Origin of the sequence: Mesosutterella faecium, from assembly GCF_022809315.2 — a bacterium.
GTDB lineage: Bacteria > Pseudomonadota > Gammaproteobacteria > Burkholderiales > Burkholderiaceae_F > Mesosutterella > Mesosutterella faecium.
Genome location: NZ_JAKZJU020000001.1, coordinates 272,625 through 285,069 on the forward strand (window position 1 = coordinate 272,625; position 12,445 = coordinate 285,069).

The window sequence follows — 12,445 nt, forward strand, 5'->3', positions numbered from 1 at the left end:
TCGGACCTCGGTGAGCCGCGCCGCGCTGAAAAACAGGCGGTCTGAAACTGACTTCACGGAAAGCCTAGACTAGAATCTTTAGAATAATGTAACTGCGCAGGGTGAAGTTTACCGCGCTCCTCTTTTCTCATGTTTCTCTGAGACCGCACTCATGACACAACTTTCGTACGATGCCGCCGGCGTTTCCATCGACAACGGCGATGAACTGGTCGAACGCATCAAGCCTTTCGCAAAGCGCACCCTGATTCCGGGAGTCCTCGGCTCCATCGGGGGCTTCGGCGCGCTTTTTGAAATCAGCAGAGACTACAGGGAGCCGGTGCTCGTGACCGGCACGGACGGCGTCGGCACGAAGCTGATGCTCGCGTTCCGGCTGAACCGCCACGACACCGTGGGCCAGGACCTGGTCGCCATGAGCGTGAACGACGTGCTGGTGCAGGGCGCGAAGAACGTCTTTTTCCTCGACTACTTCTCCTGCGGGAAGCTCGACGTCGACATCGCCGAGCGCGTGGTGAAGGGCGTCGCCCGGGGCTGCGAGCTCGCGGGCTGCGCGCTCATCGGCGGGGAGACGGCCGAGATGCCGGGCATGTACCCCGAGGGCGAGTACGACCTCGCGGGCTTCGCCGTGGGCGTGGTGGAGAAGTCGAAGATCATCGACGGCTCGGCCGTGAAGCCGGGCGACGCCGTGCTCGGGCTGGCCTCCTCCGGCCCGCACAGCAACGGCTTCTCCCTCATCCGCAAGGTGGTCGAGGTAAGCGGCGCGGACTGGAACATGCCCTTTGACGGAGCGACCCTCGCCGACCGGCTGATGGAGCCCACGCGCATTTACTGCAAGTCCGTGATGAAGGTGCTCGAGCAGGTGCCGGTGCACGCGATGGCCCACATCACGGGCGGCGGCCTCGTCGAAAACGTTCCGCGCGTCATCCCGCAGCACAGCCAGGTGGTGATCCACCGCGACGCCTGGAAGCGGCCGGCGATCTTCGACTGGCTGCAGCAGCAGGGCGGCATCGCCGACGATGAGATGCTGCGCGTCTTCAACAACGGCATCGGCATGGTGGTGGTCGTCCCCGCCGAGGCGAAGGACGCCGCCCGGGCCGCCTTCGAGCGCGAGGGCGAAAAGGTCTACGAGCTGGGCGAAGTCGTCCCCCGCCGCGATCCGAAGGATCCCGGCTGCATCGTGATCTGATCCCCTTCCGGGGTGAAAGAGGCGCCTTCCCCTGATGCCGGGGGCGGGCGCCCATCCGGGCCGAAGGCCTGCAGGGGCGCCGCTCCTCAGGCCTTCGGCTTTTCTTTGTCCGCAGCCGCGGGCAGCCCCCAGGGCTGGCCGGAGAGCGCCCCGGCGGCCTTCAGCCCCGCCTCCTTCGCGCAGGGATCGAAGACGGCCGAGACGGGCATGGAGCGCAGCCAGGTGATCTGCCGCTTGGCCAGCTGGCGCGTCGCGGCGACCGCCTTTTCACGGAACTGCCGCTCGGAGACGCCTCCCCCGAGGAACTCGAGGGCCTGGCGGTAGCCGACCGAGCGCATGGCGGGGCTGTCCGGGTCGAACCCGGGCAACGCGGCGAGCCTCTTCACTTCCTGCAGGAACCCCGCGGCGAGCATCGCGTCGAACCGCCGCGCGATCCGCTCGTGCAGCCAGGCCCGGTCGGAGGGGATGAGGGCGGCCGTGAAAAACGAGAACGGCGCCTTTTTCGGGGGGTGCTCGGCAAGCAGCTCGGTCATCGTCCTGCCCGTCATCCGGTAAAGCTCGAGGGCCCGGCTGATTCTCTGGCTGTCCAGGGGCTTGAGCCGCGCGGCCGCCTCGGGGTCGACCCGGGCGAGCTCGGCGTGCATCGCCTCCCAGCCGCGCCGCGCGCCTTCCCGGAGAACCTCCCCGCGCACCTGCGGGTCCGTGCCCGGCAGGTCCGAGAGCCCGCGCAGCAGCGCGTTCGCATAGAGCATGGTGCCGCCCGCGAGCACCGGCAGCCTCCCCCTCGCGCGGATCTCAGGCACCAGCCGGCAGACGTCGGAAAAGAAATCGGCCACGCTGTAGGGCTCGCCGATGTCGCGGATGTCGATCAGGTGGTGGACCACGGCGAGGCGCTCCGCGCGCGTGGGCTTGGCGGTGCCGACGTCCATGCCGCGGTAGACCAGGGCCGAGTCGATGGAAACAATCTCGGCGGGCAGCCGGCGGGCGAGCTCGAGCGCGAGCGCGGTCTTGCCGCTTGCGGTGGGCCCGAGGATCATCAGAGCGTCAAAGGCCATCAGCGCCCCCGCAGGAAAAGCCGGTCCAGGTCGGAGAGCGAGAGCTGCACCCAGGTGGGGCGCCCGTGGTTGCACTCGTCGGCGCGCTCGGTCTTCTCCATCGAGCGCAGGAGGCTGTTCATCTCCTCGCGGGTGAGCAGCCGGTGCGCCCGCACCGCCCCGTGGCAGGCCATCGTGGAGAGGATCTCGTTGCGGTGCTCCTCGAGCAGCCTCGTGCCCCCGTAGCGCCGGAAGTCCGCGAGCACCTCGCGGATCAGCCCGGGGCCCTCCTCGTCGATGCCCTGGGAGATCACCGCCGGGACGCTGCGCAGCTTCAGGTGCTCGGGCGACGCGGCCGAGACGTCGAGCCCGAGGGCGCGCAGATCCTGCGCATGCTCCTCAAAGGTCGCCATGTCGACCGGGTCCACGGAAAAAACGAGCGGGATGAGCAGCTGCTGCACGGGCATGCGCGAGGCATCCATCTGGGCCTTGAGCCGCTCGTAGCAGATGCGCTCGTGCGCGGCGTGCATGTCGACGATCACGAGCCCCTCGCGGTTTTCCGCGAGGACATAAATGCCGCCCACCTGGGCGAGGGCCTCGCCGAGCGGATAGGGGGTGTCCCGGGTCGCGAGCCCCCCGCCGCCCGCCTCCTCGGGGCCGGCCTGCGCGGGGGCGGCCTCTGCGGCGCCGCCCGCGGGGGGCGCGAGCGTTTCAAACTCGGCGGGAACGCGCTCCGGCCCGGTCCCGCCGCGGGTATCGAAGAGCCTGAGGCAGTCCATTCCGGGAACCGGGGGCCTGCGCCGGTCGTAGCCTGGGGCGGCCCCCCGAGGGGCCTCCCTCGGGGCGCGGAAGGCCGCGGCCGCCTCCGCCGCCCCGGCCGGCCGGGAAAAGAACTCGGCCGCGCGCGGCAGGTCCTGCGCCTCGGGCTTCGGGCTCTCCCCGGAGAGCGACTCCGGGGCCCCGCCTCCGGTCATCGCCGGGGCGAGCGCGGCCTCCACCGCATGGAAGACGAACTGGTGGACGCGCTGGCTCTCGCGGAAGCGCACCTCGTTTTTGGTCGGATGGACGTTCACGTCGACCTGCGAGGGATCCACCTCGAGAAAGAGGCAGAAGGAGGGCTGGGCGCCGTTGTAGAGCACGTCGCTGTAGCCCTGGCGCAGGGCGTGCAGGAGCATCCGGTCGCGGATGCAGCGCCCGTTGACGAAAAAGTACTGCGCGTCGCTGCGCGAGCGCGCGGCGGTCGGCAGCCCCGCCCAGCCGCTCACCCGCAGCCCCTCGGACTCGGCGAACACCTCGCGCGAGGCCTGGGCGAAATCGCGCGGCAGGATCGCGTTCGCGCGCTCCCGCGCAGACTGTGCGGGCAGCACCGACACGGCGCGCCCGTTGGCGAAGAAGCGCATCTCGACGCCGGGGTGGGAGAGCGCCGCGTGCTCGAACTCGCGCAGGCAGTGCGCGGTCTCCGTCGCCTCCGACTTGAGGAACTTGCGCCGGGCCGGGGTCTTGAAGAACAGATCCGTCACCTCGACGCGCGTGCCCGTCTCCCCGGAGGCGGGCTGAACGCCCTCCGGGCCGATGCTCCAGGCGTGATCCGCCCCGGGCACGCGGCTCGTGAGCACCAGCCCCGCGATCGAGGCGATCGAGGCGAGCGCCTCGCCGCGGAAGCCCAGGCTCGCGACGGACTCGAGCTCCAGAAGGCTGCGGATCTTGCTCGTTGCGTGGCGCCGAAGCGCGAGGGGCAGCTCCTCCTTCGGGATTCCGCAGCCGTTGTCCGACACCGCGATCCTGCGCAGCCCCCCGCCCTCGATCCGCACCTCGATGCGGCCGGCCCCCGCGTCGATCGCGTTCTCGACCAGCTCCTTCACGACGGAGGCGGGCCGCTCCACCACCTCGCCCGCGGCGATCTGGCTGATCAGCTGGTCGGAGAGCTCCGCAATCGGCCTGCGGGCCGCGCGCTTTTCTTCTGGCATTCGTCACTTTCCTCGAGTCGGCGGCAACGGGTTTTTTACCGCTTCCTTGTTATCATATGGAAATCTGCGGAATCCATCCGCCCTTTTCTCTGTTCGTTCTTTTTATGGATTTAGCGACCATCGGCCAGCTGTTTACCGACATGAACGGGTTCCTTGCGAACCTTGCCGACAGCCACGGCCTCACCCTTTACGCGGTCATCTGCCTGATCTTTTACCTGGAGACGGGCGTCTTCATCTTTTCATTCCTGCCGGGAGACTCGCTGCTGTTCGTCGCGGGCACGGTCGCCGCGGCCGGCACCTCCAGCCCCTTCGGGCTCATGCTCGCCGTGGTGATCGGGGCGGTGATCGGCAACACCCAGGCCTACACCTTCGGGCGCTGGTTCGGGGGAAAAATCTACACCCACAACTTCCGCTTCCTCAACCGCGAGAAGCTTTTCAAGGCGGCCGCCTTCTACGAAAAGCACGGCGGAAAAACCGTCTTCCTCGGCCGCTTCCTGCCCATCGTGCGCGCCTTCGTGCCGATCATCGCGGGCGCGGCGGGCATGACCTCCGCGCGGTTTGAATGCTATTCGTTCAGCGGAGCCGTCGCCTGGGCGGTGAGCATCATCGGGGCGGGCTACCTTTTCGGCAACATCCCCATCGTCCGCGACAACCTCACGGTGATCGTGACCCTCGGCGTCGCGGGCGCCTTCTGCGGACCGATTTTCGTCGCCTGGCTGCTGCAGCAGCTCAAGAAATTCGAGCATCGGGGCGGCGCGGCCGCGCGCAGGGACTGAGAGGCGCTCCGCGCCCGGCGCTGCCCGGGAAGAAAGTCCTCCGGGGCCCCGCCTGAGCGGGGCCCCTCATTTTTTTAGAGGCTCACCGGATCGTCGGCCCTCGCCTCGAGCGCCGCCACCGCCGGCAGAGTCTTCCCCTCGAGGAATTCGAGGAACGCGCCGCCGCCCGTGGAAATGTAAGAGACCTTGTCGGCAACGCCGAAGGAGCGGACCGCGGAAATCGTGTCGCCTCCTCCCACGATCGAGAAGGCCCCCTGGGCGGTGGCCGCCGCCACGGATTCGGCGAGCGCCTTCGTGCCGCCCGCGAAAGGCTCCATTTCGAACACGCCCACCGGGCCGTTCCACACGATCGTCCTGGCGGCGCGGACCTCGCGGTCGAGCGCGCGGCGCGACTCGGGCCCGATGTCGAGGATCATCTCGTCGTCGGCCACCTCGCCCACCGCGCAGGTGCGGTACGGGCCTTCGGGCGAAAAGCTCTTGGAGACCACCACATCGACGGGCAGCGGCATTTCGGCCCCCTTCGACTTCAGCGTCTCGAGCACCTTCAGGCACTCCGGCACGAGGTCGGGCTCGGCCAGCGACCGGCCGATCGAGGCGCCCCGGGCGAGCAGGAACGTGTTGGCGATGCCCCCGCCCACCACCAGCCGGTCGACCCGGCCGGCGAGGTGGTTGAGGATCGTGAGCTTGGTGGAGACCTTGGAGCCGGCCACGATCGCCATCAGGGGATGGCGCGCCTCTTCGACCGCGCGGGTGAGCGCGTCGATTTCCCGGGCGAGCAGCGGCCCGGCGCAGGCGACCTTCGCGGCCCGCGCGACCCCCTCGGTCGAGGCCTGGGCGCGGTGCGCGGTGCCGAACGCGTCGTTCACGTAGACGTCGCAGAGCGAGGCATAGCGGCGCGCGAGCTCCGGGTCGTTCTTCTTTTCGCCCTTGTTGCAGCGGCAGTTCTCAAGGAGCACGATCTCGCCGGGCTTCACCTCGACTCCGCCGAGCCAGTCGCGCACGAGCGGCACCCTGCGGCCGAGCAGCTCCGAGAGCCTCGCGGCGACGTGCTCGAGGCTGTCCTCGGGCCTGAGGCTGCCCTCGGTCGGGCGGCCCCGGTGGCTCATCACCATCACGGCCGCGCCCGCTTCGAGCGCCATGCGGTAGGCAGGCAGCGAAGCCCGCAGGCGCGTGTCGTCGGTCACGTTTCCCGCCTCGTCGTGAGGGGCGTTGAGGTCGCTTCGGATCAGGACGCGGCGGCCCTTGAGCACGCCGGATCCGGCCAGTTCTTCGAGTGTTTTGACCCGCATGGATCACTCCCGTAAAAATGTGGGAAGAAAAAAGGAATCAAGCGGGAGGCGGCGGGCCTCCCCTTGCAGGCGCGTCTATTGTAAAAGCCGCACCGCCAAAAGGACAGGGCGCCCTGCGGCTCAGCGCGCCCGGCCGGCCCTCCAGCCGCCCCCGGGCTCTGCCGCCCGCTGCGGCTGCCCCGGGCGGGCCTTTCTCGGGCGGATGACCGCCGCGCAGATCGCCCTCAGCAGCACCACCTCGTCGTCGCTTGGCGCGGCGCGGTCAAACAGCGTGCGCAGCCGCTCCATGATCCGGTGCGGGTCGCCCGGGGCGGTCATCCCGACCGCCTCAAGCGCCCGCTCCAGGTGCCCCATGAAGCCGTCCATCGCCTCGGCCGAGGCGGGGGCGGCGCGCCGGAAGCGCTTCTCCCAGGGCAGCAGCGTCCCGCCCTCGCCGGAGGCGAGCCGCAGGGCTCGCCTCATCTCGTAGGCGCAGACCTGCACGGCCTGCGCGAGGTTGAGGCTCGTCATCGACTCCGAGGCGGGGATGGCGGCGATGCCCTGGCAGAGCAGCACCTCGCTGTTCGCAAGCCCGTCGCGCTCGGTGCCGAACACAAAGGCGATGTCGCCCGCGGCCCCGGGGTCGGCGAGCATCCGGGCCGAGGACCGGGCCGCTTCCTCGAGCCCGCAGATCGGCGGGCCGTACTCCCGGTCGTAGCCCGAGAGCGCCCAGGCGAAGCGCACGCCCTCGAGCGCCTCGCTCAGGGTGTCGGTCCGGCGGCTCGAGCGCAGGACGTCGAGCGCCTGGGTGGAAAGGCGCACCGCATCCGGGTCCCCGCGGTAGTCGCACACCCGGGGATTCGACACCCAGAGGCTGCCGAAGCCCATGGTTTTCACCGCGCGGGCGGCCGCGCCGATGTTGGCGGGAATGCTGGGATCGGCGAGCACGAAGCGCACGCGCGAAAAGAAATCCTTCATCTGCTTAAAGGCTTCAAAGGGGGAAAAATCAGGGAACAAGGCGGACGCGGCCCGTCTTCTTCGGCTGGAGAAGAGGGCCGTCCGGGCGGCCCCGGGGCCTTTCCCCCGGGCCGCAGGCCGCCTTACTTCGCGAGCGCCATCGCGCGGGCGGTGTCGAGCATGCGGCAGGAGAAGCCCCACTCGTTGTCGTACCAGGAGCCGACCTTCACGAAGTTCGAGCGGCCGCCGATCACGCGCGTGAGCGTCGCGTCGAAAGTCGAGGAGGCGCTCGTGTGGCAGAAGTCGCAGGAGACCAGCATTTCGTCGCTGTAGGCGAGCACGCCCTTGTAGTCGGGCTTCGAGGCCTCGTCCTTCATGATGGCGTTGACTTCCTCGGGGGTCGTCTCCCGGGCCGCCTCGAAAGTGAGGTCGACGAAGGACACGTCCATCGTGGGCACGCGCATCGCGAACCCGTCGAGCCTGCCGGCGAGCTCGGGCAGCACCACGCCGATCGCCTTCGCGGCCCCGGTCTTGGTCGGGATCATCGAGGCGATCGCGGAGCGGGCGCGGCGGATGTCCTTGTGGTTGCGGTCGAGCAGCACCTGGTCGTTGGTCACGGCGTGAACCGTGGTCATGAGGCCGTGGACGATGCCCAGCCTGCGGTTGAGGGCCTTCGCGAGGGGGGCGAGCCCGTTGGTCGTGCACGAGCCGTTCGAGACCACCTTCATCTCGGGCGTGAGAATGCCCTCGTTCACACCGAACACCACCATCGCGTCCGCGTCCTTGCTCGGCGCGGAGATCAGCACCTTTTTCGCGCCGGTCTTGAGATGGACGCCGGCGGTGTCGCGCGTGCGGAACTTGCCGGTGCACTCGAGCACCACGTCGACGCCGCACGAGCCCCAGTCGGTCTCCTCGGGGTTGTAGGTCGAGAAGGTGCGGATGCGGTCGCCGTTCACGACGAGGTCGCGCCCGTCGGCCACCTCGACTTCGGCGTTGAACAGGCCGTGCGTCGAGTCGTGCCGCAGCAGCAGCCGGTTGGTTTCAATCGGGCCGGTCGCATTCACCGCCACCACCTTCACGTCATCCCAGAGCTTCTCCTCGTAGAGGGCGCGCAGCGCGCAGCGGCCGATGCGGCCGAATCCGTTGATGCCAAGGCGAATTGTCATTTAAGGTTCCTTTAGTCCTTTCGTGTACTTTCCAGGGGTTGATTCGTTAAGTCCTTCAGCGCAGGAGATCCTTCACGCGGGCCACGCCGTTTTCGACCGTGAAGCCGAAAAGCGGCCACAGGGCCGAGGCCGGAGCCGAAGCCCCGAAGCGGTCGATGCCGATCGAGCTGCCGCGCCCGCCGAGGTAGCGGGCCCAGCCGGCCGTGACGCCGGCCTCGATGGTGAGCACCGGCAGCCCCTCGGGCAGCACGCTCTTTCTCCAGGCCTCGTCCTGCGCGTCGAACCGCTCGGTGCAGGGCATGGAGACCAGCCGGACGGGGATCCCCTCCTCGGCGAGCTTTGCCTGGATGTCGGCCGCGAGCTGGACTTCGGTGCCGGTCGCGACGATCACGGCGCGCGCCCCTTCGGCGTCGCGCAGCACGTAGCCGCCGCGCCTGATGTCCTCGGCGCAGCCGCCCTGCTCATGCATGAAGCGGGCGCTCTGGCGCGAGAAGATGAGGGCGCTCGGACCGTCTTTCTTCGCGATCGCGCAGCCCCAGGCCACCGCCGCCTCGACCGTGTCGCAGGGCCTCCAGACGTCCAGCCCCGGGATGAGCCTGAGGCTCGCCGTCTGCTCAACCGGCTGGTGGGTCGGCCCGTCCTCGCCCACGCCGATCGAGTCGTGAGTGTAGACGAAGATCGAGCGGATCTTCATGAGCGCGGCCATGCGGATCGCGTTCTTCGCATAGTCGGAGAACGTGAGGAAGGTGGCCCCGAAGGGAATGAGCCCCCCGTAGAGGGCGATGCCGTTCATGATGGCCGACATCGCGAACTCGCGCACCCCGTAGGAGATGTGCCGCCCGGAGAGGTGGTCGGCCGAGAAAGGCTCGACCCCGGTCCAGTTGGTCAGGTTCGAGCCGGTGAGGTCCGCCGAGCCCCCGAGCATCTCGGGCACGTGCGGGCAGATGGCGGAAAGCGCCTTCTGGCTCGCCTTGCGGGTGGCGACGGTCTCGGCGGCCTGCTGCGCCCCGGAGACGGCCGCGCGCACCACCTCCGCGTAGTCCGCGGGCAGGTCGCCGGCGATGCGGCGGCGCAGCTCCGCGGCGAGCTCCGGGTAAGCCTTCTCGTAGCGCGCGAACATCTCGTCGTAGGCCGCCTCGAGCCGGGCTCCGGCCGGACGCGCGTCAAAGGCCCTGTAGACATCCTCGGGGATCTCGAAGGGGCCGTACTCCCAGCCGATCGCCCGGCGGGTCGCGGCGATCTCCTCCTCGCCCATGGGCGAGCCGTGCACCTTGTTCGTGCCCTCGAGCTTCGGAGCGCCCTTGCCGATCGTGGTGCGGCAGATGATGAGCGTCGGCCTCTCCTCCTGCGACTCGGCCTCGGTCAGCGCCCGGTCGACCGCGTCGATGTCGTGGCCGTCGATCGGCCCGATCACCTTCCAACCGTAGGCCTCGAAGCGCTTCTTCGTGTCGTCGCGGAACCACCCCGAGACGTTTCCGTCAATCGAAATCCCGTTGTCGTCGTACAGCGCGATGAGCCGCCCCAGGCGCCAGACGCCCGCGAGCGAGCAGGCCTCGTGGCTGATGCCCTCCATCATGCACCCGTCGCCGAGGAACACGTAGGTGCGGTTGCTGATGACGGGGAAGCCCGGGCGGTTGAATTCCGCCCCGAGGATCTTCTCGGCGAGCGCCATGCCCACGCCGTTGGCAATGCCCTGCCCGAGCGGCCCCGTGCTCGTCTCCACGCCGGGGGTCACGCCGTATTCGGGATGGCCCGGCGTGCGCGAGCCGAGCTGCCGGAAGGCGCGGATGTCGTCCATCGACAGGTCGTAGCCCGTGAGGTGCAGCAGCGCGTACTGCAGCATGGAGCCGTGCCCGTTCGAGAGGATGAACCGGTCGCGCCCCAGCCACTTCGGATCGGCGGGATTGTGCCGCAGATGCCGCGTCCAGAGCGCCACGGCGATGTCGGCCATGCCGAGGGGCATGCCGGGGTGGCCCGATTTCGCTTTCTGGACGGCATCCATGGCAAGGGCGCGGATCGCCGAGGCGAGCCGCTGCGGGGAAACTGAAGAGTTGGGCATTTTTGTATGCTAAGGATTCTGAGAGGTGAATTAATATTGCGGTCGGGGAAACGCGGCGGCGAGCCGCGCCCCGTCCCCTGGAATTTTAATGTCTTTCGGCGGCCTCCAGCGGCAAAAGGCGTCCTGGGGCTCCAGGGCGGCCGCCGCCGGGAATAAAGGAGCTTTCAAGTTGACCACCCCGCGTTTTTACGTGCCCGGACCCTGGGCCGAAGGCCGCATCGAGCTGCCGCAGAAGGCCTCGCACCATGCGATGATCGTTCTTCGGCTGCGCTCCGGCGACCGGGCGGAGGTCTTCGACGGCCGCGGCAGGTGCGTGGAGGGCCGCCTCGTGTTCAGCAGCGAAGGCACCGTGCTGCTCGACCCGAAGCCGCTCGACCGCAGCCTCGAGTCCCCGCTGCGGCTCACGCTCGCCCAGGCCTTCGTTTCTCCCGAGAAGCTCGACTGGATTGTGGAGAAGGCCGTTGAGATCGGCGCGGCCGAAATCGACCTTTTCCCGGCCCGGCGCTGCGTGACGCGGCTCTCGGGCGAAAAGCTCAGGAAGCGCCTTGAAAAGCTGGAGTCGTGCGCCATCGCGGCCTGCGAGCAGTGCGGCCGCAGCGTGCTGCCGCCGCTGAAGGCCTGGCCCAGCCTCGAGGCCATGCTCTCGGGGGTGCGCGCCGAAAGGCGCTTCATCCTCGCCCCGTCGGCCGGGCGCGCGCCCGCGCTTTCGGGCGCAGCCTCGGCCGCCTTCGCCGTCGGTCCCGAGGGGGGATTTGAAGACTCGGAGCTGCTCGCGGCCGACAGCCTCGGGTGGGAGCGCGCCCTTCTCGGCCCGAGGATCCTGCGCACGGAGACCGCGGGGCTCGCGGCGCTCGCCGCGGCCAACGCAGCCGCGGGCGACTATCTCCTCTGAGGGCGCCGCGGGGCCGGGCCTTCTTCAGGGCCGGCGCTTTTCCCTTGCGGTGAGGATCCGCTCGATCACGGCCCCTAGGGTCCAGTCGTAGCCGAGCGACATCACCCCCGAGACCGCCGCCGCGGCCAGGCAGACGGCTCCGGCCGGGGCGGCCTTCGCGCTGAAGTCCTCGAAGGCCGCCGCGAGCTGCGGCGAGTTGAGGCTCAGGTCAGTGAGGTCGAGCAGGATGAGGCTCACGGAGTAGGAAAAAAGCCAGGGCGCGAAGCCCGCCAGGCTCGCCACGAGCAGCGCGGCAAAGAATTTCTTGGGCGGCCGGTTGAGCGCGATGGTCGGGTCGAGCACATAGGGCCCGGTGCTTCGAAGCGATTCCTTCCACAGCCCGATCACCAGCCCGACCAGGAAGCAGATGGCGCACAGCCCCGCCACAAGCAGCGTCATCCCGGCAATCGCGCGCAGCAGCCCGTGCATCGCGAGCAGGGGCGCCGCGACGAGAAAGAGCGCGAGCGGAAAGAGCCCCCAGCGCAGCGCGGTGCCCACCGCGCCGCGTCCGCCCAGGCGCATCAGGCGCCGCGCCACGTAGGCGCACAGCCCGATTCCCAGGGCAAGCCCGAAAGCGACGATGAGCGTGCGAACCCACATGGGCGTTTCTCCTGTTTACAGCCGGGCGGCGGCTACTCCCGGATCCGGTGCAGCACCTCGTAGTCGTCGGAGGTGTACCAGTACTCGCCGCTGGTCGCGACGCTGCCCTTCTTGCCGAGGCCGGCTACGATGCGGCGCTTGCCCGTCCCCTTCACGCCGGGGGTGGGAACGATATAGAGGCGGTAGTACCCGCGCCGCTTGATGGGGAGCTTCTTCTGCCGGTTGCGGAAAACGAGGCCGTCGTCCTTGTATTCGAAGGGGCCGCCCGCCTTGATGGCCGCGAGCTTCGCCCGCGCCTCCGGGGGCAGGTCCTTCACCGAAATCTCCTCGGCGGCGCCCCAGAGGCTTCCCCAGCGGCCTTTCTCAGACACGCCGGGCGAAAAGACGATGGCGGCGATCGCAATGGTGAGAAGGACTGCGAGAACGCCGGCTCCGAAAAGGGAGCGGGACCTGTCGAGCAGTTTCTTCAGCATAGCGGCTCTTCCTTGGGCGCCGGCGGGGGCT

At 69.1% G+C, this 12,445-nt stretch carries 11 protein-coding genes; 3 read left to right on the plus strand and 8 right to left on the minus strand.

Features of this window, described 5'->3' with window-relative positions:
• Positions 1-151 precede the first annotated feature (151 nt).
• Positions 152-1,183 (plus strand): phosphoribosylformylglycinamidine cyclo-ligase, encoded by a 1,032-nt coding sequence (gene purM / locus MUN46_RS01250; RefSeq protein WP_243375799.1) that lies wholly within the window; start codon positions 152-154, stop codon positions 1,181-1,183.
• An 86-nt stretch (positions 1,184-1,269) separates the two neighbouring features.
• Here the strand turns inward: purM and miaA are convergent, their stop codons facing one another.
• Together miaA and mutL are read right to left on the minus strand one after the other, a co-directional pair.
• Positions 1,270-2,238, minus strand: a complete 969-nt coding sequence (gene miaA, locus MUN46_RS01255; RefSeq protein WP_243375800.1) for a tRNA (adenosine(37)-N6)-dimethylallyltransferase MiaA — start codon at positions 2,236-2,238, stop codon at positions 1,270-1,272.
• A complete protein-coding gene (gene mutL, locus MUN46_RS01260) occupies positions 2,238-4,184 on the minus strand; it encodes a DNA mismatch repair endonuclease MutL (RefSeq protein WP_243375801.1) in 1,947 nt (648 codons plus the stop codon). Before mutL ends, miaA begins: the two co-directional genes overlap by 1 nt.
• A 104-nt stretch (positions 4,185-4,288) precedes the next feature.
• Here mutL and MUN46_RS01265 point away from each other — a divergent pair, with 104 nt between their 5' ends.
• The gene (locus MUN46_RS01265; RefSeq protein ID WP_243375802.1) at positions 4,289-4,960 is read left to right on the plus strand and encodes a VTT domain-containing protein; all 672 of its coding nucleotides are present in this window, start codon (positions 4,289-4,291) and stop codon (positions 4,958-4,960) included.
• Between the two features lie 74 nt (positions 4,961-5,034).
• Here the strand turns inward: MUN46_RS01265 and MUN46_RS01270 are convergent, their stop codons facing one another.
• The 4 genes from MUN46_RS01270 to tkt all read right to left on the minus strand — a co-directional run bounded on the left by MUN46_RS01270 (position 5,035) and on the right by tkt (position 10,410).
• On the minus strand, positions 5,035-6,249 hold the full coding sequence (locus tag MUN46_RS01270) for a phosphoglycerate kinase (RefSeq protein ID WP_243375803.1): 1,215 nt from the start codon (positions 6,247-6,249) through the stop codon (positions 5,035-5,037).
• Positions 6,250-6,369: 120 nt separating this feature from the next.
• Positions 6,370-7,206, minus strand: a complete 837-nt coding sequence (locus tag MUN46_RS01275) for an RNA methyltransferase (RefSeq protein WP_243375804.1) — start codon at positions 7,204-7,206, stop codon at positions 6,370-6,372.
• 122 nt (positions 7,207-7,328) lie between these two features.
• Positions 7,329-8,351 carry a type I glyceraldehyde-3-phosphate dehydrogenase gene (gene gap, locus MUN46_RS01280; protein WP_243375805.1) on the minus strand — a complete coding sequence of 341 codons (1,023 nt, stop codon included), beginning with the start codon at positions 8,349-8,351 and terminating at the stop codon, positions 7,329-7,331.
• Positions 8,352-8,406: 55 nt separating this feature from the next.
• Positions 8,407-10,410 (minus strand): transketolase, encoded by a 2,004-nt coding sequence (gene tkt, locus MUN46_RS01285; protein WP_243375806.1) that lies wholly within the window; start codon positions 10,408-10,410, stop codon positions 8,407-8,409.
• A gap of 169 nt (positions 10,411-10,579) precedes the next feature.
• On the opposite strand from tkt, the gene MUN46_RS01290 reads away from it, so the two are divergent.
• Positions 10,580-11,302 (plus strand): 16S rRNA (uracil(1498)-N(3))-methyltransferase, encoded by a 723-nt coding sequence (locus tag MUN46_RS01290; RefSeq protein ID WP_243375807.1) that lies wholly within the window; start codon positions 10,580-10,582, stop codon positions 11,300-11,302.
• A gap of 24 nt (positions 11,303-11,326) precedes the next feature.
• On the opposite strand, the gene MUN46_RS01295 is transcribed toward MUN46_RS01290, so the two are convergent.
• On the minus strand, positions 11,327-11,941 hold the full coding sequence (locus MUN46_RS01295; RefSeq protein ID WP_243375808.1) for a hypothetical protein: 615 nt from the start codon (positions 11,939-11,941) through the stop codon (positions 11,327-11,329).
• A 32-nt stretch (positions 11,942-11,973) separates the two neighbouring features.
• Positions 11,974-12,414, minus strand: coding sequence for a guanyl-specific ribonuclease (locus MUN46_RS01300; protein ID WP_237979038.1), 441 nt, complete (start codon positions 12,412-12,414; stop codon positions 11,974-11,976).
• Positions 12,415-12,445: the final 31 nt, after the last annotated feature.

What these genes read in the sequence shown, in the direction of transcription:
- MUN46_RS01275 (WP_243375804.1), bottom strand. Translation starts at nt 7,206, where the DNA reads ATGAAGGATTTCTTTTCGCGCGTGCGCTTCGTGCTCGCCGATCCCAGC.
- miaA (WP_243375800.1), bottom strand. Translation starts at nt 2,238, where the DNA reads ATGGCCTTTGACGCTCTGATGATCCTCGGGCCCACCGCAAGCGGCAAG.
- tkt (WP_243375806.1), bottom strand. Translation starts at nt 10,410, where the DNA reads ATGCCCAACTCTTCAGTTTCCCCGCAGCGGCTCGCCTCGGCGATCCGC.
- MUN46_RS01300 (WP_237979038.1), bottom strand. Translation starts at nt 12,414, where the DNA reads ATGCTGAAGAAACTGCTCGACAGGTCCCGCTCCCTTTTCGGAGCCGGC.
- MUN46_RS01265 (WP_243375802.1), top strand. Translation starts at nt 4,289, where the DNA reads ATGGATTTAGCGACCATCGGCCAGCTGTTTACCGACATGAACGGGTTC.
- mutL (WP_243375801.1), bottom strand. Translation starts at nt 4,184, where the DNA reads ATGCCAGAAGAAAAGCGCGCGGCCCGCAGGCCGATTGCGGAGCTCTCC.
- gap (WP_243375805.1), bottom strand. Translation starts at nt 8,351, where the DNA reads ATGACAATTCGCCTTGGCATCAACGGATTCGGCCGCATCGGCCGCTGC.
- purM (WP_243375799.1), top strand. Translation starts at nt 152, where the DNA reads ATGACACAACTTTCGTACGATGCCGCCGGCGTTTCCATCGACAACGGC.
- MUN46_RS01295 (WP_243375808.1), bottom strand. Translation starts at nt 11,941, where the DNA reads ATGTGGGTTCGCACGCTCATCGTCGCTTTCGGGCTTGCCCTGGGAATC.
- MUN46_RS01270 (WP_243375803.1), bottom strand. Translation starts at nt 6,249, where the DNA reads ATGCGGGTCAAAACACTCGAAGAACTGGCCGGATCCGGCGTGCTCAAG.